The 25,542-nt window shown below is 34.1% G+C and carries 25 protein-coding genes, 4 tRNA genes and 1 riboswitch; of the genes, 28 read left to right on the forward strand and 1 reads right to left on the reverse strand.

Going from position 1 to position 25,542, the window contains the following annotated elements; genetic code table 11:
- Positions 1 to 16 precede the first annotated feature (16 nt).
- Positions 17 to 188: riboswitch (cobalamin riboswitch) on the forward strand.
- Between the two features lie 160 nt (positions 189 to 348).
- The 25 genes from M1R53_RS02750 to M1R53_RS02870 all read left to right on the forward strand — a co-directional run bounded on the left by M1R53_RS02750 (position 349) and on the right by M1R53_RS02870 (position 19,417).
- Entirely contained in the window at positions 349 to 1,725 is a 1,377-nt protein-coding gene (locus M1R53_RS02750) for a sirohydrochlorin cobaltochelatase (RefSeq protein WP_249242988.1), read from the forward strand.
- Between the two features lie 3 nt (positions 1,726 to 1,728).
- Positions 1,729 to 2,745, forward strand: coding sequence for a pyridoxal phosphate-dependent aminotransferase (locus tag M1R53_RS02755; RefSeq protein ID WP_249242989.1), 1,017 nt, complete (start codon positions 1,729 to 1,731; stop codon positions 2,743 to 2,745).
- Entirely contained in the window at positions 2,742 to 4,043 is a 1,302-nt protein-coding gene (locus M1R53_RS02760) for a cobyrinic acid a,c-diamide synthase CobB (protein ID WP_249242990.1), read from the forward strand. The genes M1R53_RS02755 and M1R53_RS02760 overlap by 4 nt, the downstream gene beginning before the upstream one ends.
- Positions 4,033 to 4,662 carry a precorrin-8X methylmutase gene (locus tag M1R53_RS02765; RefSeq protein ID WP_249242991.1) on the forward strand — a complete coding sequence of 210 codons (630 nt, stop codon included), beginning with the start codon at positions 4,033 to 4,035 and terminating at the stop codon, positions 4,660 to 4,662. The genes M1R53_RS02760 and M1R53_RS02765 overlap by 11 nt, the downstream gene beginning before the upstream one ends.
- Positions 4,659 to 5,726 carry a cobalt-precorrin-5B (C(1))-methyltransferase CbiD gene (gene cbiD, locus M1R53_RS02770; protein ID WP_249242992.1) on the forward strand — a complete coding sequence of 356 codons (1,068 nt, stop codon included), beginning with the start codon at positions 4,659 to 4,661 and terminating at the stop codon, positions 5,724 to 5,726. The genes M1R53_RS02765 and cbiD overlap by 4 nt, the downstream gene beginning before the upstream one ends.
- A complete protein-coding gene (gene cbiE, locus M1R53_RS02775; RefSeq protein WP_249242993.1) occupies positions 5,720 to 6,310 on the forward strand; it encodes a precorrin-6y C5,15-methyltransferase (decarboxylating) subunit CbiE in 591 nt (196 codons plus the stop codon). The genes cbiD and cbiE overlap by 7 nt, the downstream gene beginning before the upstream one ends.
- Positions 6,297 to 6,845: a bifunctional cobalt-precorrin-7 (C(5))-methyltransferase/cobalt-precorrin-6B (C(15))-methyltransferase gene (locus tag M1R53_RS02780; protein ID WP_249242994.1), complete on the forward strand. Its 549-nt coding sequence runs from the start codon at positions 6,297 to 6,299 to the stop codon at positions 6,843 to 6,845. The genes cbiE and M1R53_RS02780 overlap by 14 nt, the downstream gene beginning before the upstream one ends.
- A complete protein-coding gene (cobM, locus tag M1R53_RS02785) occupies positions 6,838 to 7,593 on the forward strand; it encodes a precorrin-4 C(11)-methyltransferase (protein WP_249242995.1) in 756 nt (251 codons plus the stop codon). The genes M1R53_RS02780 and cobM overlap by 8 nt, the downstream gene beginning before the upstream one ends.
- The gene (locus tag M1R53_RS02790) at positions 7,586 to 8,545 is read left to right on the forward strand and encodes a cobalt-precorrin 5A hydrolase (protein ID WP_249242996.1); all 960 of its coding nucleotides are present in this window, start codon (positions 7,586 to 7,588) and stop codon (positions 8,543 to 8,545) included. Before cobM ends, M1R53_RS02790 begins: the two co-directional genes overlap by 8 nt.
- Position 8,546: 1 nt before the next feature.
- A complete protein-coding gene (gene cobJ, locus M1R53_RS02795; protein ID WP_249242997.1) occupies positions 8,547 to 9,266 on the forward strand; it encodes a precorrin-3B C(17)-methyltransferase in 720 nt (239 codons plus the stop codon).
- Positions 9,263 to 10,021, forward strand: coding sequence for a precorrin-6A reductase (gene cobK / locus M1R53_RS02800; protein ID WP_249242998.1), 759 nt, complete (start codon positions 9,263 to 9,265; stop codon positions 10,019 to 10,021). The genes cobJ and cobK overlap by 4 nt, the downstream gene beginning before the upstream one ends.
- Entirely contained in the window at positions 10,005 to 10,301 is a 297-nt protein-coding gene (locus tag M1R53_RS02805; protein ID WP_249242999.1) for a cysteine-rich small domain-containing protein, read from the forward strand. The genes cobK and M1R53_RS02805 overlap by 17 nt, the downstream gene beginning before the upstream one ends.
- A complete protein-coding gene (gene cobU / locus M1R53_RS02810) occupies positions 10,294 to 10,827 on the forward strand; it encodes a bifunctional adenosylcobinamide kinase/adenosylcobinamide-phosphate guanylyltransferase (RefSeq protein WP_249243000.1) in 534 nt (177 codons plus the stop codon). The genes M1R53_RS02805 and cobU overlap by 8 nt, the downstream gene beginning before the upstream one ends.
- A complete protein-coding gene (cobS, locus tag M1R53_RS02815; RefSeq protein WP_249243001.1) occupies positions 10,824 to 11,543 on the forward strand; it encodes an adenosylcobinamide-GDP ribazoletransferase in 720 nt (239 codons plus the stop codon). Before cobU ends, cobS begins: the two co-directional genes overlap by 4 nt.
- Before the next feature lie 8 nt (positions 11,544 to 11,551).
- The gene (locus tag M1R53_RS02820) at positions 11,552 to 12,124 is read left to right on the forward strand and encodes a histidine phosphatase family protein (RefSeq protein ID WP_249243002.1); all 573 of its coding nucleotides are present in this window, start codon (positions 11,552 to 11,554) and stop codon (positions 12,122 to 12,124) included.
- A 1-nt stretch (position 12,125) separates the two neighbouring features.
- Positions 12,126 to 12,905, forward strand: coding sequence for a TraX family protein (locus M1R53_RS02825; protein ID WP_070598615.1), 780 nt, complete (start codon positions 12,126 to 12,128; stop codon positions 12,903 to 12,905).
- A complete protein-coding gene (locus M1R53_RS02830) occupies positions 12,905 to 13,789 on the forward strand; it encodes an S-layer homology domain-containing protein (RefSeq protein WP_249243003.1) in 885 nt (294 codons plus the stop codon). Before M1R53_RS02825 ends, M1R53_RS02830 begins: the two co-directional genes overlap by 1 nt.
- A 119-nt stretch (positions 13,790 to 13,908) precedes the next feature.
- Positions 13,909 to 14,490, forward strand: coding sequence for a hypothetical protein (locus M1R53_RS02835; RefSeq protein WP_249243004.1), 582 nt, complete (start codon positions 13,909 to 13,911; stop codon positions 14,488 to 14,490).
- Complete coding sequence (locus tag M1R53_RS02840; protein WP_249243005.1) at positions 14,490 to 15,368, forward strand: DMT family transporter; 879 nt, start codon at positions 14,490 to 14,492, stop codon at positions 15,366 to 15,368. Before M1R53_RS02835 ends, M1R53_RS02840 begins: the two co-directional genes overlap by 1 nt.
- Before the next feature lie 231 nt (positions 15,369 to 15,599).
- A tRNA-His gene (locus M1R53_RS02845) sits at positions 15,600 to 15,676 on the forward strand.
- A 17-nt stretch (positions 15,677 to 15,693) separates the two neighbouring features.
- Positions 15,694 to 15,770: transfer RNA gene (locus M1R53_RS02850), tRNA-Lys, on the forward strand.
- Positions 15,771 to 15,774: 4 nt separating this feature from the next.
- Positions 15,775 to 15,858 (forward strand) — tRNA-Leu (locus M1R53_RS02855).
- 104 nt (positions 15,859 to 15,962) lie between these two features.
- Positions 15,963 to 16,038, forward strand: a tRNA-Arg gene (locus M1R53_RS02860).
- Positions 16,039 to 16,329: 291 nt separating this feature from the next.
- Entirely contained in the window at positions 16,330 to 18,261 is a 1,932-nt protein-coding gene (thrS, locus tag M1R53_RS02865) for a threonine--tRNA ligase (RefSeq protein ID WP_249243006.1), read from the forward strand.
- Between the two features lie 130 nt (positions 18,262 to 18,391).
- Positions 18,392 to 19,417 carry a C40 family peptidase gene (locus M1R53_RS02870; protein ID WP_249243007.1) on the forward strand — a complete coding sequence of 342 codons (1,026 nt, stop codon included), beginning with the start codon at positions 18,392 to 18,394 and terminating at the stop codon, positions 19,415 to 19,417.
- Positions 19,418 to 19,533: 116 nt separating this feature from the next.
- On the opposite strand, the gene M1R53_RS02875 is transcribed toward M1R53_RS02870, so the two are convergent.
- Complete coding sequence (locus tag M1R53_RS02875) at positions 19,534 to 20,526, reverse strand: helix-turn-helix domain-containing protein (RefSeq protein WP_249243008.1); 993 nt, start codon at positions 20,524 to 20,526, stop codon at positions 19,534 to 19,536.
- A gap of 159 nt (positions 20,527 to 20,685) precedes the next feature.
- Between M1R53_RS02875 and M1R53_RS02880 the strand changes: the two genes are divergently transcribed.
- Genes M1R53_RS02880 through M1R53_RS02890 form a run of 3 tightly spaced genes read left to right on the forward strand, consistent with a single transcriptional unit; the run spans position 20,686 to position 25,500 of the window.
- On the forward strand, positions 20,686 to 22,440 hold the full coding sequence (locus M1R53_RS02880; protein ID WP_249243009.1) for an ABC transporter ATP-binding protein: 1,755 nt from the start codon (positions 20,686 to 20,688) through the stop codon (positions 22,438 to 22,440).
- Positions 22,424 to 24,145, forward strand: a complete 1,722-nt coding sequence (locus tag M1R53_RS02885) for an ABC transporter ATP-binding protein (RefSeq protein WP_249243010.1) — start codon at positions 22,424 to 22,426, stop codon at positions 24,143 to 24,145. Before M1R53_RS02880 ends, M1R53_RS02885 begins: the two co-directional genes overlap by 17 nt.
- Positions 24,142 to 25,500, forward strand: a complete 1,359-nt coding sequence (locus M1R53_RS02890) for an MATE family efflux transporter (protein WP_428979550.1) — start codon at positions 24,142 to 24,144, stop codon at positions 25,498 to 25,500. The genes M1R53_RS02885 and M1R53_RS02890 overlap by 4 nt, the downstream gene beginning before the upstream one ends.
- Positions 25,501 to 25,542 lie beyond the last annotated feature (42 nt).

Here is a 25,542-nt window from a genome sequence, read left to right on the forward strand (position 1 = left end):
AAAAATTTTTATATATGATATTATATAGGTGTAATTTTTGAATGTTCAATATAAAGGGAAGCTGGTGTAAATCCAGCACAGCCCCCGCTACTGTAAATAGTGACGAGTCTATGTATACCACTGGGAAACTGGGAAGGTTTAGATGAGGTTGATCTATAAGTCAGGATATCTTTAGAACGTTCGTATAAAGTTACTTCTTCGGTGGGAAGGAAAAACTTACTAAATATGTATGTTTTATATCCTTGATACCCCTATTCAAGGATTTTTATTTTCCAAAAAACCGGCGAGAGAAAAGGCGCGCTTCTCCTATTTTTCCTTTTCTCTCGAGTACATATTATGGAGGTTCATATGAAAAAGGCAATATTACTTAGTTTTTTTGGCACAACAAGGCTTAGGGAACACGAAAGAGTCATTGATAAATTTCTTAATGGCTTTAAAAATGAATTTAAGGACTGCGATATAAAGATATGCTTCACTTCAAGGATAGTAAAGAAGATACTTGAAAAGAAGGGCATGTCTTTTGATGATGAGTGCGAGGCCATAAAGGCATTGAAAGAAGCTGGATACAAAGACATAAGAGTAGTTTCGACAAACATCATCCCAGGAGAAGAGTATAAGAAGCTTAAAAATGTTTCAAATAGACTGACTACGCCATTTATCAGTAATAGCAAGGATATAGCTAAGCTTATAGATGGAATGACTGCCTTTAAATTAAACGAAGGCGAAGAATTTATTTATGTGGGTCACGGTACTTATCATGTGGCTGATAGGATATACGAAGACATTGACAATGCTTTTAGAGAAAAGAACAATAAATATCACATGATGAGCATTGAGGGTGAACTTGATCTTGATAGCGTTGTAGAAAATTTATCTAAAGATACAAAAACAATTTATCTAAGACCATTTATGCTAGTTTCTGGTGTTCACATGCTTGAAGACATCGCTTCTGATGATGAGGATTCAATTAAATCAAGACTAGAAAAGCTTGGCTACGAAGTAAAACTTATTGACAAAGGTCTTGGAGAAGAAGATTATATCTTAAACGACTCTATAGAAAAAGTTAAGGCAATGGAAGAGCCGCAACTAAACATAGTTGGCGTTGGGCCTGGAGATGAAGATTTATTAACTGTCAAGGCTATACTTACTTTAAAAAATACAAACGCTGTATTTGTTCTTGACAACAGAGGTCGTAATCTTGCTCTTGACACAGTTATGAGCTATGTTAAAGATAAGCCAATCATCAAGATGCCTTTTGATATGAAAAGTGCTAACGAAGCTTTATATAATGAATTAAAAGTTAAACTGGAAGAGGCTTTAGCTGAGTATAGAGACGTGAGCTTTGTAACTATAGGCGATGCGGCAGTTTTCTCAACACCTATGAATCTAAGTAAGATACTTGATAAAAAGATAAATATAAATCTAATTAATGGTATGCCATCTTTCGTTGCACTGACTGCCATGAATAAAGAGCCGCTTATTGAAAAGGGCGAAAGTCTTGTGATAAGCGATAATACAGAACTTGTTGAGGCGGCAAAGCCTGACAGAGCTGTTATACTTAAGGGAACTCTTAACAAAGAAGCCGTTTTAAAGCTTAAAGATACTTACGAGGCTGAATATTTTAAGAGGATATCGATGCCGAATGAAATGTATCTTACAGATGAGGAAGAAATACGCAAGGATAACGATTATATATCGCTATTCTACTTAAAGAAAAGGAAGTAAATTATGCACGGAGCCAATTTTTATGATTACGACAAAAAACTCATAGATTTCAGCTCTAACATAAACGTATTTAATATGAACGAAAGACTTTTCTCAATTATCAGGGAAGATTTTGACCATGTCAATGTTTATCCTGACATAAAGGCGAGAGAAGCGATAGATAATGTAGCCACTTACTTGGCTTGTGATGCGTCTAATATTATCCTGGGCAATGGGTCTATAGAGATAATTGATAAGGCGATACACAGGGCGAGTCGAGTGGTTATTTTTGACCCTTCGTTTTACGAGTACGAGCTTAGAGCGAGTGTTTACAAAAAAGAACTGATTAGAATAAAATATAAGGATTTTAAAATAAATTTTGATGAATTAAATATTTTGAAGAAGGGTGACCTACTTATACTCACTAACCCAAATAATCCTAATGGCAGATTATTAAAAAAAGAAGAACTAATTAAGGCGCAAGAAATTTGCAAAGAGCATGGTGCGACACTTTTACTTGATGAGGCATTTATTGAGTTTACTTTGCATGATTATGACAGTATAAAACTATTTAAGGATGAAGACGTGATTATTGTAAGAGCTATGACAAAGACATTTGCTTTGCCAGGCGTGCGCTTTGGCTTTGCCTATGCGTTAAAAGACTTCAAAGACTACTACGATGAATTGAGTCTTGCTTGGTCGACTGGCTTTATACAAAATGAAGCAGCAAAATTATTGGCGGGTAGCGAAGAATATTTAAGTCAAACAAAAAAATATTATCAAGAAGAAAGAAATAGATTAAAAAATTTATACAAAGATTTTAAAAATTTTGAGATGATAGATAGTGATGCAAATTTCTATTTAATTAAATTAAAAAAACATAATGACGAAGAAATGTATATGATTATGCTAGAAAAGGGTATATTAATAAGAAGGATGCAAGGTTACAAGAATATCGGCAAAAATTATATTCGCCTTGCGATAAGAACTCGTGAAGAAAATGATTATTTAATCGAAAAACTAAGGGAGATAGAAAATTGAAAGGTATATGTATAGCCGCAATGAACTCAAATAGCGGCAAGACAACTATAAGTTTAGCTTTGGCAAGACTGCTTGCGAATAAAAATAATAAAGTGAAGTACCTTAAGAGTGGACCCGATTTTATCGATTCAAGGCTCGGCTCATTCGCATCTAAAGGTGATTATGGCAATGTTGACATCTTCATGCAAAAGAGTGGCGCGACTGAAGTAGGTGCAAGTGATGCGGACTACTGTGTTCTAGAAGGTGTTATGGGCTACTTAGACGGCATATATAATACGATGAAGGCATCAACTTATGCTAATGCAAAAGCTTTGGGACTAAAGACAGTTTTAGTACTTACACCAAAGGGCGAGATGTTTTCACTAATTGCTAAGCTAAAGGGATTCATGGACTACGCTGATAATATTGTTGGCGTCATATTTAATAAAACACATGCAAAATTATATACGATATATAAGGATCTAGTAGAAAAAGAACTTGGCTTAGAAGTTTTTGGCAATATCGAAATGGACGAGGACTTTCTTATAGAGGACAAGGACCTTGGACTAGAACTGCCAAGCGATATCAAGGCTTTTGATGAGAAGCTTGACAGAATAGCTGCAAAATTAGAAAAAGAGATAGATTTTGAAAAACTTTTAAAATATTTCGAAGCGGCAAAGACAGAAGAGAAAAAAGATTTTCCAAAATCAAAAACTAGAGTAGCGATAGCCTATGACAAGGCATTTAATTTCTATTACAAAGAGAATATTGATTTTCTAGAAAAATATTTTAATGTGAAATATTTTTCTGTGCTAGACGAGGAAGAAGTTCCTGAAGCTGATTTACTCTACATTGGCGGAGGCAATTTAAAAGATTATTTAGAGATAATCGAAAAATCAAAATCATTAGAAAGCATAAAAAAATATTATGATAATGGCGGAAAAATATTTACCGAAGGAGAAGCGACTTACTTTTTAGCTGAAAGCTTTAATGAGCACAAGATGCTTAGCCTTATAAAAGGTAAGGCTGTTAGTGAAAATAGGCTGCATAATTTTGGTTACGCTTATCTAAAAGCACTTAGAAAGAATTTTTTATTTGATCAAGACAAAATTTTCCATTCGCAAGAATTTCATAAGAGCAGCTTAAGTGATAACGAATTTAATTTATTTAAAGTTGAAAAACCATATAGAGATGACACTTGGACGAGCTCTTTTGCAAATGAAAGAGTCGTTGCGATTGAGCAAAACATTTCCTTTGTTCAAGATGAAGAATATTTTTATAAAAAGATAGATAGTTTAAGAGGTGAAAATGATGTATAATTACGACAACAACCCCATGAATATTGAAAACACAAGTATGGACATAATCGATAAGGAGCTTGAAGGAACAAAATTTACTGATACCGAAAAGCTTATAGTGAAGAGAATGATTCACTCGACAGGCGATTTTGATTATAAAAACATAATTGATATAAGAAATAATTTTCTTGATGAAGCACTTGATGCACTTAAAAAAGGTGCCAAGATTTATACTGATACAAGGATGACTATGGCAGGCGTGAATGAAACTAGCTTAAAGAAGCTAAACTGCGAAATTATTAATCACATTAAGGACGACGACGTAAGGGAGCTTGCTAAAGAAAAAGGAACAACAAGAAGCTACCAAGCGATAGAGAAGACTATAGGTGAAGACATCGCCATATACTCAGTAGGCAACGCGCCAACCGCTCTATATAGAATCATAGAACTGATTAAAGAAGAAAAAATTCATCCAAAGGCTGTTATTGGTGTGCCAGTCGGCTTTGTTGGAGCTGCTGAATCAAAGGAAGCGCTTAGAGAAGTAGGCATAGCACAAATCTCGACAGTGGGCAACAAAGGCGGTTCAAACGTAGCAGCATCAATAATTAATGCACTTTTATATATTTTATACAGAAAATGAATAAATACGATATAGTTGATGGCAAAAGCCTTAGATATGGCTACACAACTGGCACATGCGCGGCTGTTGCAACACATGCAGCGCTTATAAATCTATTGGATGCTCCAGTTAGTGAATATGATATAGACCTTCCTTGCAATGAGACTATTAACGTTGCTATCAACTCTAATGAAAAAGAGGGTGGCTACGCTATAAGCTCGGTTATAAAAGACGCTGGTGATGACCCAGATCAAACTAATGGTATAGAGATCTTTTCAAAAGTTTCTTTAAGAGATGATGGCAAGGTCATTATCAAAGGTGGCGAAGGCGTTGGCATTTATACAAATGATTCAATCTTCGGCAAGAAAGGCGAGTACGCTATAAATAAGGTGCCAAGAGAGATGATTACAAAAGAAGTCGAGCTTTTAACTGATAAAGGCGCTGACGTTACTATATTTACGCCCATGGGTGTAGAGATTGGCAAAAAGACTTTTAATCCAAACATTGGCATTGAAGGAGGCATCTCAATAATCGGCTCTACTGGGCTAGTTAAGCCTATGAGCGAAGATGCTCTTCTTAAAACTATAAATTTAGAGATAAAAACGCTTTATCTTGATAAATGTTCGAGAGAAATCGTTCTTACGCCAGGCAGTCACGGTCTTAAAGAGGCTAATAGCATAGGCATAAAAGAAAATGTCGTTTTAACTAGTAATTACATCGGCGACTCATTAAAGATGGCTTATGAAATTGGTTTTAGAAAAATTACACTCATTGGTCACATAGGTAAGTTTGCTAAGCTTTCAATAGGTGTATTTAACACGCACTCAAAGAACGCCGACACTCGTATGGAGGCTTTTGTGTATTATTTAGCGATGATGAACAAGCCTTATGAACTCATTAAAGAGGTGGATGCGTTTATCACAGCAGAAAAATGCTACAATTATCTTTATGATGCAGGCTACAAGGACGTTTTAGGCGCAATGGAAGAAGGCTGCGAAAAGCGTGTCAAGACTTATTTAAAAGATGATTCGCTTGAAATCGATGTAAAAGTATATTCGTTTGAAAAAGGGGTATTAGATTGTTAATAGTTATTGGAGTAGGACCAGGTAAAAGTGAATATATGAGCGTTAGAGCCTATAGGACTATAAAAAACGCCTCAAAGGTTTATGCGTTTAAAAGGGTCAAGGAAGAGCTTGAAGATGAATTCACTCATATAAACGAAATTTCTGTTAAAGATCTAAAAGATATTACAGAAGGCGTTTTATTATTATCTGGCGACCCATCATTTTTTGGCGCAGTTGATTATCTGAAGCGTGAGGGCATAGCCATTGACGAAGTAATTCCGTCTATAACAGCTTTTCAGTACCTAATGAGCAAGGCACAAGTTAATTGGAACGAGGCAAAAACATATTCTCTTCACGGAAGAGAGCTTGACGATGGATTCAAGACCATAGTCATGAATAATGATAAGGTTATAGTTTTATGTGATAAGGATAATAATCCAAAGGCTATAAAAAAATATTTGGACGAAAAAAATATTAAAAGAAAATTTATCGTTGGCACAAATTTATCTCAAAATGGAGAAATAATTAAGACTTACGATGCAGACGATGAGATTGATATAGAAAATAGTTTATCGGTGGTGATTATTATAAATGAAGTGGTTTAAAGACGAGGACTTTATCAGGGGCGAAGTGCCTATGACGAAGTTCATAAAGAGAAACGCAATAGTGAGCTTACTAGACGTGAGTGAAGATGACAAAATTTTAGAGATAGGTACGGGCACAGGCAGCGTCACTTGTCAAATGGCTGTCATTTGTAAAGAGGTCACTACGATTGAAAGAAATGACGAGGCTATAGAGGTAGCGAAGAAAAATTTTGAAAAGTTTGGCCTAAATAATGTTAAGCTCATAAAGGGCAAGGCGCCTGAGGGAATGGATGGAGCTGATTTTAACAAGGTTTACATCGGCGGCTCAGGAAAAAATTTAGAGAGTATTATGGATAAGCTTGATGAAAAAAATAATTTTACTGTAATCGCTAGTTTTATTATTTTTGAAAATGCTTATGAATTTAAAGATTTACTAAAAAAGAGAAATTATAAAAACATTGATACATACATGATAAATGTGTCTAGGGCGGAGAAGCTTGAGATGATGATAGCTGAAAATCCGGTGATTATTGTGAGAGGTGAAAAGAATGATTAGTTTTGTAGGTGCAGGACCTGGGGATAGTGATTTAATTACAGTTAAGGGACTAAAATTATTGAATGCAGCGGACGTGATTATATATGCTGGCTCTTTAGTATCGAAGGATATATTATCTGGAATAAAAGAGGGCGCAAAGGTATTTGACTCAGCTAAGATGACTTTGGAAGAAGTTATAGAAGAGTTTACAAAAGCAGAGGAAGCTGGCCTAAACACAGTTAGACTACATACAGGCGACCCAAGTATATATGGAGCAATTAAGGAGCAAATAGATACGCTGGACTTACTTGGATACAAATACGAAGTGATTCCAGGCGTTACAAGTGCTACAGCTGCTTGCGCTAGAATAGCTAAAGAATTCACTCTGCCTGAAGTGAGTCAAACGCTCATCATCACTCGTATGGAGGGGAGGACTAAGGTGCCTGAGACTGAAAAACTAGCCGAGCTAGCTAAGCACAAGACATCTATGGCAATCTATCTTTCGGCTTCATTAACAGAAAAGGTACAAGCAGCTCTATTAGAAGGCTACGAAGATCCAAACACACCAGTTGTCATCGCATACAAGGCGACTTGGGCTGACGAAAAAATTATTTATACAAACATCGCAAATCTTGTAAAAGATGCCAAAGAGCACAAGATTACTAAGCACGCTCTAATACTTGTCGGTAACTTTATTAATGCTCATTACGAAAGAAGTAAACTTTATGATCCAAGCTTCTCGACTGAGTATAGAAAAGCACATGAATAAGATCATTATCACCTACACCGAGGCCGGTCTTGCTATAGCAAAAACCATAGAAGCTAGCTTTGATGCAGAAATTTTTTATAAAGATAAAAATATTGATAAAGTTTTAGAAAAAGAATGGTCTTCAATTGAAACAATAATTTTCATTAGCGCTACTGGTATAGCGGTTCGTAAAATTGCTCATTTAATCAAGGATAAATACACAGATCCAGCAGTTCTTGTGATTGACGACAAGGCAAAGCATGTTATATCGCTTCTTTCTGGTCACATAGGCGGGGCAAATGAGCTTGCCATAGCTATAGCAAAGAAAATTGGTGCCGAGCCTGTCATTACAACAGCGTCTGACAATAGAGGTCTAGAAGCTCTTGATATTTATTTAAGAGATAATGATTTTGTATATAACTCAAGGGAAGCTCTTACCATAATTATGGGGGCTATAGTTAATAATAAAAAAATTTATTTAAAGGCAGATGAATTTAACTTTAAATATGATAAGTTCACGAACGATAGAAGTGAAGCTGACTACGCCATAATCCAAGATGAAAGCTACGATGGAAATTATGAAAAAAATACTCTTTATATCATCAAGAAAAAATACAATATGGGCATAGGACTAAGACGAGGAACGGACTTTGCTGTTTTAGAAAAAGCTTTTCAAGAAATTCTTAAAGAGATGGACATAAATTCAAAGGCAATTAAGCGCTTTGGCTCAATCGATATAAAAAAAGACGAAGAGGCACTTCTAGAGCTTTGCAAAAAATATGATAGAGAACTAATTTTTTATACAGCGGATGAACTTAACGAGGTAGATGTCTCAGAAAAGTCTGATTTTGTTAAGAAGATTACAGGTGCTTACTCAGTTAGTGAGGCGGCGGCGAAACTACTTGGCGGCAAAATTATTTTATCAAAAAAGATTATCGATTCAATAACATTTTCAATTACGGAGGAGATATAAAATGAATAAATTATATGTTGTGGGCATAGGACCCGGTTCAAAAGAAAATATGACTTTTAAGGCAGTGGACGCGATTAAAGAAGCGGATACAATAGTCGCATACACAAAGTACCTTGATTATGTAGAGGACTTTATAGCTGGCAAAGAAATTATCAAAACTGGCATGACTGGCGAAAAAGAAAGATGTCAGCTTGCTATCGATGAGTACAATAAAGGCAAGACTGTTGCCATTATTTCAACAGGCGACTCAGGTCTATATGGCATGGCTGGTCTTGTTTATGAAATAGATTCAAGTATAAATATCGAGGTAGTTCCTGGCGTGAGCGCTGCGTTCTCGTCAGCGAGCGTTGTTGGCGCGCCTTTAATGCATGACACAGCTTTAATCAGCTTATCAGACCTACTTACTGATTGGGATCTTATTCTAAAGAGGGTAAGGAACTGCGCTGATGCTGACATGGTTATCGCTCTATATAATCCAAAGAGCAAAAAGAGAGTAGATAACTTAAAAGAAGCGCTTGATATAATTAGAGAATATAGAAGTGCATCGACACCTATTGCCATGGTTAAAAACGCTCTAAGAGAAGGCATGGACTATAAGATAAGTACACTTGATGACGTTGATTATGATTTTTGCGAGATGAACACGACTGTCATCATTGGCAATAGCCAAAGCTATATTAAGAATGGCAAGTTCATTACGCCTAGAGGATACAAGCTATGATACTGATCATAGGTGGCACAAGCGAAGGCGAAGAGATATACGAAAGACTTAAGGACAAGTACGAATTATATCTGTCGGTAGCGACAGAGAGCGGAAAAAAACTTTATGCGTCTAAGGATTTAATCATGGGCAGAATGAATAAGGACGGCTTTAAAGATTTTATTTCGAAAAACAATATCGACATGATTATAGATGCGTCACATCCATTTGCTGTTGAAGTGACTAAAAATGCGAGTGAAGCTTCAAAAGAGATGAATATAAGCTACCTTCGTTATGCGAGAAGCGTTTTGGACTACGAAGAAAAAGATAATATAGTGAGAGTGCCATCTTATGAGGCGGCTTTTAAATATATTGACACGTTAAAAGATAAGGAAGAAAATTTTTTATTCACGACTGGTTCGAACAGGATAAAAGATTTTGAAAAAGTGAAGGGCAAGAATAGATTTATCTATAGAGTCTTGCCGAGTGCTGAGAGCATAAAGGTTTGCGACGACAATCATATCGAAATGAAAAACATCATTGCTCAGATGGGTCCATTCACACTTGAAGAAAATGTCGCTTTGATAAATAGGTACGATATAAAATATTTAGTGAGCAAAGAAAGTGGCAAGATAGGCGGAACTGACGCTAAACTTGATGCTTGTTTACAAACAAATATTATTTGTGTTATAATTACAAGAGAAGAAGAAAATGCTATACATAGCATAGATGAATTAATTAATTACGTGGAGGCTAATTATGGAAGATTCATATAGATTTTTTAATAACAAGAAATGTGCTTACATGCCTTGCCATAAAGTTGATAACACTGAGGATTTTAACTGCTTGTTCTGTTACTGTCCTTTATATCTAATGGAAGAGTGTGGCGGCAATTACAAGATGGCAGCTGGTATTAAAGACTGCTCTGACTGTTTATTACCTCATAGACCAAAGGGTTATGATTATATAATAAAAAAGTTTAGAGAGTACAATCAAAAAAAGGCAGAAGAATATATCGCAAATCTTGAAAAAGCAATGAATAAAGACAATGATTAAGCTTGTTTTAGGCGGAGCACGAAGCGGCAAGAGTGAATTTGCTGAAGATATTTATAAGGGTGTCGATGACGTGACATACATAGCCACAGCCAAAGGCATCGATAAAGAATTTGCAAATAGAATTGCACTTCATAAAGAAAGGCGCAATACTAAGTGGACTACCATAGAAGCTTATGATAATTTTGCGTCCATCGATATGAAGACTAAGTACTATTTCCTTGACGATGTGACAAATATGCTAACAAACATACTTTTTGATCATATTAAAGATAGGGACATTACTGATGAAGACGCATCTTTAGTAGAGAAACTTGTGATAGATGAATTTGAAGTTTTATTTAAAAATATAAAAGAAATGGATGCTGATTTAATTATCGTTTCATCAGAGCTTGGTGCAGGACTTGTGCCAGAAGCAAAATTATCGAGACTATTTAGAGACATGCATGGAAAAATCAATCAATACATCGCTAAAAATGCGGACGAGGTTTATTACGTTATCGCGTCCATAGGAGTGAAGATAAAGTGAAGGGACTAATACTAGCCTTGCAATTCTTAACTAGAGTGCCAATAAATATAGGAATTGATTTTAATAAGAAAAACATAGGAGCAATGCTATGTTTCTTTCCTTTTGTGGGCTTAATTATAGCTTTATTCACATTTGTTCCGACAATATTTTTGCGTGACAAAATATCCATGGATTTACTTGCATTACTAAATATAATTTTTTATCTGGCTATAACAGGCGCGCTGCACATGGATGGACTATCCGATACAGCCGATGCCTTTTTATCAAATAGAAGCAAGGACAGAATGAAGGCCATAATGAAGGATTCTACAGTCGGTACTTTTGGCGTAATAAGCATAGTCATAGTGCTTGCTGCGAAATTTTTTGCTTTTAGAGAGCTAGCTGTGCAAGGCTTTAAGTGGGACTACATATTTATATTTATTTACTCAAAAACACTTGCAATGAATGCTTTTATCTACTTTAAAAGCGCTGATAGCAGCACTTTATTCAAGACATTTAAAGATAGCAAAAATATTTTTCTAATAAATTTTATGAATTTTGTAATTATAGTAGCGAGCATTTTATTTGATTACAAAGTTTTAATGTATTTAATTATTGAAGCAATAATTTTTATAATATTATATATAATTTCACTTAAGAAAATAGATGGCGCGACAGGAGATATTATTGGCGCAGCCATAGAATTATCGGAAACAGTGAATTTATTCATCATATAGGGGGTAATATGAAATTTTATTTAATAAGACATGGCGAATCAGAAGACAATTTAAAAAAGATCACATCACGCGTCGATACTAAATTATCGGCTAATGGAAAGGCTCAGGTAAAGACATTAAGAGATGAGTACAAAGATATTAGCGATAAAAAAGTTATAGTATCAAATTTATTTAGAGCTCAAGAGACAGCTGATTTACTTGGCGTTAACGCATACGAAATTGATGAGCGAGTTAGGGAGATAGATTTAGGCGATTTTCAAGGACATTCATTTGATGAGCTTGAAAAATTATATCCAGAAGAGACAAAGAAGCGTTTTGAAGAGCCATATACATTTAAATTTCCTGGCGGAGAATCATTTACTGATCTAAGGAAGCGCGCAGAAGAATTTTACGAAGAGAAGTCAAAGCTTGATGAGGACATAGTTGTTATATCGCACGAGGGCTTTATCAAGACTATATTATCCATAGTTATCGGCAAGAAAGAAGCTTATTACAATTTTAAGATAGAAAACGCTAGAATATGCGAGATTGAAGTTATAGACGGCTTTCCTATCATTAATAAACTAAATTACGGAGATTAAAATGGAAGCACAAACAAAATTATTTGAAAATAAAAAAATTTGGGGATTAAATCAAACACAGCTTAAGTTTATAGCGATACTGTCAATGCTTGTTGACCATTTAGTATACGGAATTTTTGAAGTGGGCTTGTATCAAAATATAATCAGTGCTGCAAACATCACCATTGGCGGATCATACGTAACAGGCGAGATGATGGATAAAATTCACTTCTTTGGCAGGATAGTTATTGGCAGGATTGCCTTTCCACTCTTCTGTTTCTTCATAGTCCAAGGCTTTATGCATACAAGAAATAGAATGAAATATGCACTAAGATTATTTATATTCGCTTTTATTTCAGAAGTGCCATTTGACCTAGTAAGTTCAAACACAATTTTTGATCCAAACTATCAAAACGTATTCTTTACATTATTTTTAGGCTTAGCAGCACTTATCATCATAGAAAAATTTGCAAATCAGCCATTTATAAGAATAGCTGGCGTATTACTTTGTATATTTGCAGCCAAATTTTTAAGAACTGACTATGATATATTTGGCGTAATTTTAATAATCTTAATGTATTTTGTGAGATTCAATAAATTCCAAAACTTAATGGTTGGTATGTCAACACGCTTTTTCTATGGTTTTTATTATCAAATGACAGCCTTCGTACTAATGTATTTATATAATGGAGAAAGGGGAAAGGGTTTTAAATATTTCTTCTATGCATTCTACCCAGTTCATTTATTATTAATTTATTTCTTAAGAATGTATATAGCAAAAAACCCGATAGCAATATTCTAATGAAAAAGACGATAATTTTAATTGTAATAGCTATGCTAATAAGCCTTGCTTCACCTAGGCTCATGGCCCAGGAAGCTATCAAAACTATAAATATTAAATCAGCTAAATTTGAAAATAATAAAATCGAGATTGAAATCGATACTAATGAAGCTTATCAAAATTTGGAGCTTGACTACAAAATAGATAATCACAAATGGCTTAGCGAAGATTTTGACAATCTCATCACACTTGAATATAAAGAAAAAACTCGCAAATATGTACACAGTTTTAAAGAGGAAATAAAATTTTCTAAGAGCCTTGAAATTAGGATAAGACCTATAATAAATGCTAAAAAAGGTGATTTTTCAAACGTTATTATTTTTAACTATATTTTAAATGCGAAAAATTATGATTCGTGGGCGGCTGATTTTATTCATAAAGCAGATACACTTGGCTTGGTGACTGAATCGATGAGAGAGGATATGATGGCGAGTGCTACTAGACTTGAATTTATTGAATCACTAATCAAGGCGCTTGAGTACAAAAAGACAATTAAGGATTTTGAAAAAGAAGAAGTCAATGACACAAAATCCATTGCCGTGAAGAAAGCATATAAATTAAATTTATTAACTTATAATAAGGATAAAACTTTTGGACCAGATAGAAAAATTACAAGAGAAGAAGTAGCTGTAATCTTGGATAAACTCTCTAGCATAATCAAGGTGGAAGACAAGTTTGAGAATAAACTTAAATACGATGATGCGAGCAAATGGGCTCTTAGCGCAATTGATAGCGTTATTAAAAAGGGTATGCTTCTTGGCGACACAAAGCAAAGATTTAACCCAAAAAAGAATATGACAAGACAGGAAGTTTTAGTCACAGTTCTTAGATTAATTGAGATATAATTGTAACTGCTGAGCCATGTGCCAGCAGTTTTCTATATTATTTATAGATTTTTATCGTGTTGACAATTATATTTATCAAGTGTATAATATTTATTAGAGATTATTTTTTGGAGGTTATTATGAAAAAAATATTAATTTCATTACTATTAGCAATATCATTACTAAGCGTTGCTTGCTCAGCACCTAGCACTAAACAAGCAGAGAAGAAGACTGAAACTGCTAGTGAAGAAAAAACAGAGGAAAAAGATAAAGCTGATGATAAGGCTGAAGAAAAAGATGACAAAAAAGAAGCTGGAGATATGAAGGACAAGGTAAATATCAAGTATTTTGACGAATTTAAAGATGATGAAGTCCTTGCTATAGCAAACGTTACTTATAACAATGACAAGGAAGATTTATTTGCCGCATACAATGTAAAAGAATTACGTCTTAGCGAGAATGACGATGCTAAAGAATATCTAATCATACCAAAGGATGACAAGACTGATCTTGTGATTAAGTCAAGTGACTCTGAGGGAGATGGTGAATCATTTACTTTAGGTAAAAAATTTGGACTAAAGCTAGCTATATCAGACAGCGATCTTGATAAGTTCGTATTTACTGTTAAGAATGGCGATAAGACTAAGGACTTTAGCTTGAAGCTTAAAGAAGATGGAAGCTTAGACTTAGATAAAGAAATAATGGAGGTTGTATTTAAATAATGAAAGATAAAACCAAGGGTATATTATGTATGATAGCTTCTGCATTAGCATTTTCACTAATGCAGATAGCTGTTAAACTTACATCAGAAGGTGTAAGCATATTTTTACAAGTTGTTTTTAGAAATTTCTTATTATCAATATTTAGCATTGTAATGCTTAAAAAACATGGAGAAAGTCTAGTTCCTGTAAAAGAACATAGAGTTGCTCTATTTTTTAGAGGCTTTTTAGGTTTATTCGGTGCAGTTATGTATTTTTATGCGACAAAGAATTTGCCAACAGCAAATGCAGCTATTTTACAAAAGAGTTCACCTTTCTTTGTAATGATATTCGCGGCGATATTCTTAAATGAAAAATTAACAAGATTTCATATCATGTCGTTAGTCGTTGCTTTTATTGGAGCCTACTTAGTAACAAATCCATCGGGTAATTACAATCTAATTCCAGCACTATCAGGCATATTCTCAGCAGTTTTCGCAGCAGGAGCATATACTATAATAGGCTCGCTTGGAAAAACTGAGAACCCATATAGAATTATGCTTGCTTTTGGCGCAGTTACATGTGCTTGCTTAATTGTACCTTTAGTACTAACATATAAGAACCCACTTCCAATTGATTGGTTATGGTTAGTCCTTATAGGCGTGTTTGGAGGCTTAGGTCAATATTTATTAACAATTGCATATCTATATGCACCAGCAGGCGAGGTAAGTATATATAACTACACATCAGTTATATTCTCAGCGATACTTGGCTTTATAATCTTTAGAGACAAGATTGAACCGATAGAATATATAGGCATAGTTTTAATTTTAATGTCAGCTGTAATACTATTCTTATATAATCAAAAGAACCTTGGACGCTTAAAAAAACAAAAAAATTAAAAAAATTTAAAAAAACTATTGACAAAGATGGATAATAGTTGTATAATAAACGAGTGCTTGATGAGATTAGGCACTTACTAAATGATAGATAAAAGAAATTAATAAAATGTAAAGATTTTTTAAAAAAGGTCTTGACAAGCTCTCTTTTATTTGTTATAATAGCAAAGTACTTGTTAAGAGAACTGACTAGTTTGGCTGAACATAGTAAGTGATCTTAATTCCAGAGATATGGTGGGTATAGCCTAGTTGGTTAGGGCGCCAGATTGTGGCTCTGGAGGTCATGAGTTCGAATCTCATTATCCACCCCATAATTTTTTTAAAATTTGGTCCATTAGCTCAGCCGGCCAGAGCACCTGACTTTTAATCAGGGTGTCCCGCGTTCGAGTCGCGGATGGATCACCAACATGCGGGAGTGGCGGAATTGGCAGACGCGCTAGACTTAGGATCTAGTGTCAACGACGTGGGGGTTCAAGTCCTCTTTCCCGCACCAAAAGAAGTGTTCGCACTTCTTTTTTTTATACATAAATTTATATCTTTATAAATCCATTGAATAATCATCTCATAGTCATAAGTATAAATGATTAAAAACTATTCGCATCTATAGCTCAGTGGATAGAGCAGCCGACTCCGGATCGGCAGGTCAAAGGTTCGACTCCTTTTAGATGCGCCAAAAAATTCTTGACAAAGCAAAGTCTTTGTGATACTATATAATAAATTAATATTTAAAGATAATGAGAGGAAGAGTAGTATACTTAAGCTTATCAAGAGAGGGAATGCTGGCTGTGATTTTCCTATAAGCACTTATATGAAGACTAACCTTGAATCGGATCCGAAAGGAATCACGGAGTTGAGCACGTTATAGCTCTAGAAAAGAAGTAATTAGGGTGGAACCACGGTCTCATCGTCCCTTGAGGGATGGTGGGCTTTTTTTATTTCACCATTAATATTATAGGAGGTAAAAATGTCAAAAATTATTGTAACACTACCTGATGGCTCAAGTAGAGAGTATGAAAAAGGAGTCAAACTTTATGATGTGTGCAAAGACATATCAGAAGTATTATTAAGAGATGTATTAGGAGCCGTTGTTAATGGCACAACAATGGGTTTACAAGAAACGCTAGAAGAAGATAGTAAAGTAAAATTTGTTAAATTTGAAGACAAAGAAGGTAAGGCTATATTTTGGCATACATCAGCCCATCTTATGGCTTATGCAATACAAAGATTATACAAGGACGTTAAATTCGCGATAGGCCCATCAATTGACGATGGTTTTTATTATGACTTCGATACAGAACATAGATTTGTTCCAGAAGATTTTGAAAAGATAGAAAAAGAAATGACTGCCATAGTCAAAGAAGGCGGCGTTCTTGAAAGATATGAAATGCCTAGAAATGAAGCGATTGAACACTTCAAGAAACTTGGTGAAAAGTATAAGGTTGAATTAATCGAAGACCTGCCAGAAGATGCTCATATTTCATTCTATAAATTAGGTGACTTTGTTGACCTATGCAAAGGACCACACCTTTATGACATCTCAAAGATTAAAGCATTTAAACTACTTTCAATTGCAGGCGCTTATTGGAGAGGAGACGAGCACAATGAAATGCTTCAAAGAATTTATGCTGTATCCTTCCCTAAGAAGAAGATGCTTGATGAGCATTTAGCAAGACTTGAAGAAGCAAAGCTTAGAGACCACAGAAAGATTGGCAAGGAGATGGATTTATTCAGCATGCATGACGAAGGACCGGGCTTCCCGTTCTTCCATCCAAATGGAATGGTCGTTAGAAACGAGCTTTTATCATGGTGGAGAGACGTTTTAGCTAAAAATGGTTATGGCGAAATTTTAACACCTATCATCTTAAATGAAGACCTATGGCACAGAAGCGGTCACTGGGATCACTATAAAGAAAATATGTATTTTACTAAGATAGATGATAAAGATTATGCAATCAAACCAATGAACTGCCCAGGCTCAACTATAGTATACGCAAACAGCCAACACTCATACAAAGAGCTTCCAATTAGACTTTCTGAGTTTGGTCAAGTACACAGACATGAACTTTCTGGTACATTACACGGATTATTCAGAGTAAGAACATTTACTCAAGACGACGCTCACGTATACTGTTTGCCATCACAAGTTGAAGACGAAGTATTTAAGATGATAGACCTAGCAGACTATTTATACAGCACATTCGGTTTCAAATACTCAGTTGAATTATCAACAAGACCTGATGATTTCATGGGCGAGATAGAAACTTGGAATATAGCTGAAGCGGCACTTAAGTCAGCACTTGAAAAGAGAGGTATTAAATATACTATAAACGAAGGAGACGGCGCTTTCTACGGACCAAAGATTGACTTCCACCTAGAAGATGCTATCGGCAGAACATGGCAATGCGGAACTATTCAGCTAGATTTCCAAATGCCAATCAACTTCGATTTAACATACATTGATGAAAATGGTGAAAAGAAGAGACCAGTTATGCTTCATAGAGCTTTATTTGGCTCACTAGAAAGATTCTTAGGAATACTTATCGAACAATTTATCGGTAAGTTCCCACTATGGCTTGCACCAGTACAAGTAAAGATATTATCTATATCTGAAAAGTTCAACGACTATGCAAAATCTGTTTACGATGAACTAAAATCAAAAGGATATAGAGTTGTTCTTGATGATAGAAATGAAAAGATTGGTAAAAAGATTAGAGAAGCACAAGTTGAAAAAGTTGAGTATATGTTAATAATAGGTGAAGAAGAAGTAAATACAAAGACAGTTACTATTAGACACAGAGACTTAGGAGATCAAGGAAAAGTATCACTAGATGACTTTATTGCTAGAATAAAAAAAGAAATCGATACTAAAGAAATTGTAAAGAAAGAAGACAAATAACGTACTACTAAAGTATGATAATTAAGAAAAAATTAAAAAATTTATTTGATAATCAAGGGAAATTTAAGATTTTCCTTGATTTTTTTTTATATTTATTATATAATATCTAGTACCTAAGGGAGGTAATATAATGAAAAACTCAAATCACAGATCATGCGTCTTACTAGTTTCTTTATTTCTAATCTCATTGATCGGATTTAAAGACTATGGCGTTATGGTTAAACCTTTCGTTAGCAAAGATAATGTAAAATTCAGCGATAAAGAAATTGTTAACATAATAAATGAAGATAATGACTCATATACAGTTAGTAAAAGCGGAAAAGCTATAAAGCTTTCTAAAGATTGTTTGATAGTTACGCATAAAGATACAAAGATGTATAAAGTAGTGTCATTTACAGGTATTGTTGCGTCTAAAGGACTTGCTCCGTTTGACTACCTACTACCAGGAGACACTGTTGAGTTATTACAAAAAAGTGACGATGGATACATATTTGTAGACTCTAAGAAACGTGTTGGATTTATTGATATTAAAGATTTGGAAAATATCAAAGAAGCTAATTCAACACAAGCATATTCAAAGGTTAATAAGACTTTAAAGTCAGGAGATAAAACGCTTGCATTAAAGAGAAACGATAAGGTTAGTGTAATTGCTTATGACGGACAAACATTTACATTAAGTGATGGAACTAATTCATTTAAAGCTCATAAGAACGATATATCATTAACAGAAGTGAAAGAAGAAAAAGTAGAAGTAGACAGATCAGCATACGCTGGCAGAAACGATGTCGCTGGACTTATAGATTTTGCTAAATCGCAAATAGGTAAGCCATACGTATTCGCATCAGCTGGACCAGATAGCTTCGACTGCTCTGGTTTAGTTTATTATTGCTACAAGAACGTTTTAGATATAACTGTTCCAAGATCATCAGCAGCTCTTGTTTCATGCGGAGTTTCTGTTGAAAGAGAAGACTTGCTTCCTGGCGATATACTTTTATTCAACACATCAGGTTCTGGTATATCACATGCAGGTATTTATATTGGCGATGGCAAGATGGTTCATGCATCAAGTGGACAACTTATGAGCGTTGTTATTTCAGACATCGACTCAGGTTATTATTTGCCAAGATTTGTCGCAGCTAGAAGAGTAATTAAATAATTTATATTGAGCTCCTAGTATGGAGCTCTTTTTCATGTCGGGTGCATGAGATTATTTTCATGTATGATCCTCATTAAGAAAGGTCTAGATATATCTAGACCTTTTTCTTTGCTATTTTATTCGCAGTGATCACATTTTATCTCGTGGTGATTGCAAACTGAATTTCGTACTTCACTAGGAAGTTTTCCCTTATATCTTTTGTAATAAATAGAAAATTTGCTTGCAGATGTGTATCCAACAGACTCTGCTATCTCTTTTATAGGTAGTCCTGTGTTTAGTAGAAGTGTTTCAGCTACATTCATTCTTTTTCTTTGAGTAAATTCTGTAATGCTTTGACCATATTTCTCTTTGAATAGATTTTTTAATTTAGTCCCGCTCATTTTAGATATTTTTTCAAGCGTACCTTGATTTACATTTGTTGCGAAATGATCTTCTAAAAATCTTGCAACATCTTCAAGTGCTTTATCATCATCAATTTCAATTTTATAATTTTTTCTATTTAGGTAGGTATCTATTACAATGCTTATCCATTCATTTGCTTTGGCTTTAAAGAAAAAATCAGCGGCGGGTGCGGCCATTTTACAATTCAATATTTCCATTGCAACTTTTTCCAAGGCCTTTGTAAGAATTATTTGATTCGGTTGAAGTAAAGATGAATAAAATGATTCTGTATCTATGTTAATAGATGCTAGGTGGTTTTCCAAAAGTTCTCTTTTAAAGCCTATAGAAACAGAAAGATAATATGAATTCTCGTGCAATAAAAATAGAAAGTCATCTCTTATATTATCAAAATCAAAAGTGCATAAAGAGTTTGCGGTCAAAGTTTGATAAGGACTAAATTTTTCTCCGTTTGCACTGACTATGTAGCTTGAGTAAATTGATACATAATCTGCCATACTATATGTGCTATTTTGAATTAGTTCTTCTTTGATATAAAAATCATGTATATTAATAATGAAGCCGTCTCCTTCATAAAACCAAAACAGGCCTTCTCCATAAGTTGAGTCCTCTTTATTCCAACAAAAAGTGTGTCCTGCACTTGAATACTTTTTATTGTATTTGCATTCATCCACCTTCATATAATCTTTTACAAAATCATAATAAGTCATAATACACCTATCCCTTTTAGACAATATCCCTAATAGCCTTAGTTAGCCGCGGCTATTGCATTAATAATTATACCTGATGTATAATAAAAAAGCAAGGATAATATTTGCTAGCAAAGTAAATTTTATCTAAAAGGAATATCAAAGAAGGGAGATAATATTATGAAGATTTACAAAAAACTATTTGCTTATGTGCAGGATAAAAAATATCTTGGTTTTTTAGCTATAGTCTTTTCTGCTATATCTGCTGTACTTACGGTATATGGATTTTATTTAATCTACAAATTTCTGGATAATTTAATAATTAATTCAGATTTATCTGGTGCAGAGAGCATAGCATTAAAATCTGTTATCACACTAACATGTGGAGCAATATTTTATTCTGTTTCAGGAACATGTTCTCACATACTAGGTTTTAGGCTTGAAACAAATTTAAGAAAAAGGGGGATAGACGGCTTAGAGAAAGCAAGTTTTAGGTTCTTTGACTTAAATCCATCTGGTCAAATAAGAAAGATCATAGATGACAACGCCGCGCAAACTCATCAGGTTGTAGCTCACATGATTCCCGATAGTTCTCAGGCAATAGTTACACCCGTACTTGTACTTGCACTCGGCTTTATAGTAAGTATAAGAGTTGGCATAACTTTGCTTGCTCTTACCATAATCGATGGCTTAATTTTGGGGGCAATGATGGGCGAGCAAGAATTTATGAAGATATACCAAGAAGCTCTATCTAAACTAAGTGCAGAGACTGTTGAATACGTTAGAGGTATGCAAGTAGTAAAAATATTTAGAGCAAATGTAGAGTCATTTAAAAGCTTTTACAAGGCGATAAAAGATTATTCAAAGTATGCTTATGATTATTCACTATCTTGTAAAAAACCTTATGTTTTGTATCAATGGTTATTTTTTGGTTTAATTGCAATTTTAATTATTCCTATAGTTTATTTTATGACTAGCTTAGGCAGCACTAAGGTGATTTTACTTGAGCTTATCATGGTTTTGTTTTTATCAGGAGTTCTCTTTGTTTCATTTATGAGGATAATGTGGTACGCTATGTATATTACTCAAGGCAATTATGCAGTAGATACTTTAGAGGCACTTTACAATGATATGCAAAAAGATAAATTAGTGCATGGCAATGTCAATAATTTTAAAAACTACAATATAGAATTTGACAAGGTAAGCTTTGCTTATAACGACAAAGCCGTCATTGAAAATTTATCCTTTAAATTAGAAGAAGGAAAGTCCTATGCACTAGTCGGTTCATCTGGATCAGGCAAATCAACAGTAGCAAAACTTATATCGGGTTTTTACAATGTTAATGAAGGAAGTATAAAGATAGGCGGGATTCCAATAAGTGAATATTCTGACGAAGCCTTAATTAAAGCTATTTCCTTTGTTTTTCAAGATTCGAAATTATTCAAGAAAACTATTTATGATAACGTCGCTTTAGCTAATAAAAATGCAGGCAAAGATGACGTTATGAGAGCCTTAAAATTAGCAGGATGCGATTTGATACTAGACAAATTCCCAGAAAGAGAAAACACAGTCATAGGCTCAAAAGGAGTTTATTTATCAGGTGGAGAAAAACAAAGAATTGCAATTGCTAGAGCAATTTTAAAGGATTCTAAAATTATTATTATGGATGAAGCTTCGGCTTCTATTGACCCAGATAACGAGTTTGAATTGCAAAAAGCTTTCAAAAATCTGATGAAGGATAAAACGGTTATCATGATTGCACACAGACTATCTACAATTAAAGACCTTGATGAAGTTATTGTAATGGATAGTGGAAAAATTATAGAAAGAGGTTCTGACAAAGAATTAATGTCAAGTGATACAAAGTATAAGAGACTGCAAGAACTCTTTAACAGTGCGAATGAATGGAGGGTTTCAAATGAAGGAGTTTTATAAAAAAAGATTTGCTCTTACAGATAAAGGAGCAAGAAATTTAAGTAAAGCAACACTGGCTTCATTTTTCGTTTATTGTATAAACATGCTTCCTGCGATATTACTAATGATTTTTGCTCAGGAAGTTTTGGAAAATATTGTTAAAAGCAAGGGATTTTATATAGCATTCTCAGTTTTTACCTTGATAGTAATGTATATTTTGCTTTCTATCGAATACGATAAATTATATAGAACAACATATCAAGAAAGTGCGGACTTAAGAATAAGGACAGCAGAGAATTTATCAAAACTACCTCTATCATACTTTTCTAAACACGATATTTCAGACCTAGCACAGACAATCATGTCTGATATTGAAGGTATAGAGCATGCAATGAGCCACTCGATACCAAAAGTGGGCGGTATGGCACTCTTCTTCCCACTAATATCCATTATGATGCTAGTGAGCAATGTCAAGATGGGTTTAGCTGTAATTATTCCATCACTTTTAAGCTTTATATTTATACCTTTATCTAAAAAAATTCAGGTTAAGGGACATAAAAGATATTATGATATTCTAAGAAAAAACTCAGAAAGTTTTCAGGAAAATATCGAAATGCAAATGGAGATTAAAGCCTATGGCTTATCAGAGGAAATGAAAGAAAAGCTGTATGAAAAAATGGATAAAAGTGAAAAAGTGCACTTAAAATCGGAAATAATTACAATTTTAACTATGTCTATATCTTCAATATTTAGCTTCATATCTCTTGCTGTTGTAATACTTGTAGGAGTTAATTTAATTATCAATAAAGAGATAAGCCCTCTCTACCTTATAGGATATTTACTAGCAGCTATGAAGATAAAAGACGCTCTTGATGCATCTAAAGAGGGAATGATGGAGATATTTTATTTATCGCCTAAAATTGAAAGATTAAAAGAAATTCAAAATCAAGATTTACAAGAAGGCGATGACTATGAACTAAAAAAATTTGACATTGATTTAAAAGATGTTGAATTTGCCTACAATAAAGACACAAAAGTTTTAAATGGTGTAAGCTTTAAAGCTAAGCAGGGAGAGGTAACTGCTTTAGTAGGAGCAAGTGGCTGTGGCAAAACAACTATATTGAAACTTATATCAAGACTTTATGATTACGACGAGGGACAAATCTTAATCGATGGCAAAGATATAAAAGAAATATCAACAGAATCCCTTTTTGATAAGGTGTCTATTGTTTTCCAAGATGTAGTTCTATTTAATCAAAGCGTTATGGAAAATATTAGGATCGGAAAGCAAGATGCAAGTGACGAAGAAGTTAAAAGAGCAGCAAAACTTGCAAATTGCACAGATTTTATAGAAAAAATGGATAAGGGTTTCGATACAGTTATTGGTGAAAACGGTGCTGAACTATCAGGTGGGGAAAGACAGAGGTTATCAATAGCCAGAGCCTTCTTAAAAGATGCACCGATATTGATCTTAGACGAGATAGCAGCAAGCCTTGATGTTGACAATGAGAAAAAAATTCAAGAGTCTTTAAATAATTTAATTAAAGATAAGACAGTTGTTATCATTTCACACAGAATGAAATCCATAGAAAATGCAGACAAGATTGTAGTTCTTGAAAACGGAAAATTAGAAAGTGAAGGCAAGCATGAAGAGCTTTTACAAAAATCAAAAGTTTACAAGAATTTAATAGAAAAAACAAAAATGGCAGAAGAGTTTATATATTGAAGAAATTAAAAATGAAACAAAACATGAAAGAACAGTTATTGACCAAGAAGCCATTGTCTTTAATGTTTCAATTATCTATACCAGCAGTAATTGGCATGGTGGTTATAGGCCTATACCCACTTATGGATGGAATATTTGCTGGACAAATAATTGGTGAGAATGCTATGGCGGCTTGCTCAATAGCTATGCCACTTACCTTTTTTAATAATGGGATTGCAACGCTTATAGGGATAGGTTCGGCATCAATTTTATCAAGAGCCATGGGAAAGGGTGATAATAATACTATAGACAAGCTTATGGGAAATCTTATCTATTGGATTATATTTTTTTCAACAATCATAACAATAGGAGGAATGCTTCTAGGACCATATTTTTTAGATTTAATTGGAGCAACAGGAGAAATAAAGGCATTAGGTATAAGATATTTAAGAATAATATTTCTAGGCTCAATTTTTGTAAACTTTACCCAGTCAGCCAATATGGTTATGCGTGGTGAAGGGCTTATGAAAAGAGCAATGAGTATCATGGGACTCGGTGCCTTTATCAATATAGTTCTTGATCCAATACTAATGAAAGCAATGGGCGATTATGCCATTGAGGGAGCAGCTATAGCAACTGTAACAGCACAAATAATTCAAGCTGTTATTACTCTTTATTATTTTAAGAGTAAAAGTGAAAATGTAAAAATAGGGAAAATAAAAAAAGAAAAAGATATATCAAAGGAAATGTTTGGAGTAGGAGTATCAGCTATGATCATGCAAGTATTTTTCATGGTTCAACAAACATTGCTTTATAGACAAGCTTTTAGATATGGAGGAGATCCAAATGCAATATTAATGTCGGCAACTTTGAGATTTTATGGATTTTCATTTATACCAATTTGGGGAATGAGTCAGGGGTTACAGCCGATTATTGGTACAAACTTTGGAGCAAAACAATACGATAGAGTAAAGGAAACTATGAAGATATTTTCTATAGGAGGAACAGTACTTGCAGCAATTTTTTGGTTACCAGCACAAGTATTTTCAAAACAGTTACTTGGTTTATTTAAAGTAAGTCAGGATATAATTTCAAGCGGAGTTAATAATTTCAGAATATTCTATTCAGTATTTATTCTTTATGGAATTATGATTATGACAATCACTTTTTTTCAAGCGATTGGGGATGGAAAAAAAGCTGGAATGATTGTAATGCTAAGACAGTTAATACTACTTGTTCCAGCCTTACTTATATTGCCAAGAATATTTGGAGCAGGGGCTGTTTGGTGGGCAGAACCAGTTGTAGATTTTACTATGATAATGGTAGGTTTAGCAATGCAAGCCAAGGCTCTTTCAAATATGAATGTAAAAAATTAAAAATAAAATAAAGAAAAAAACAAAAATAGCAGAAGAATTTAT

It is taken from the genome of Fenollaria massiliensis (assembly GCF_023347705.1).
In the GTDB taxonomy this organism is placed as follows: domain Bacteria; phylum Bacillota; class Clostridia; order Tissierellales; family Peptoniphilaceae; genus Fenollaria; species Fenollaria massiliensis.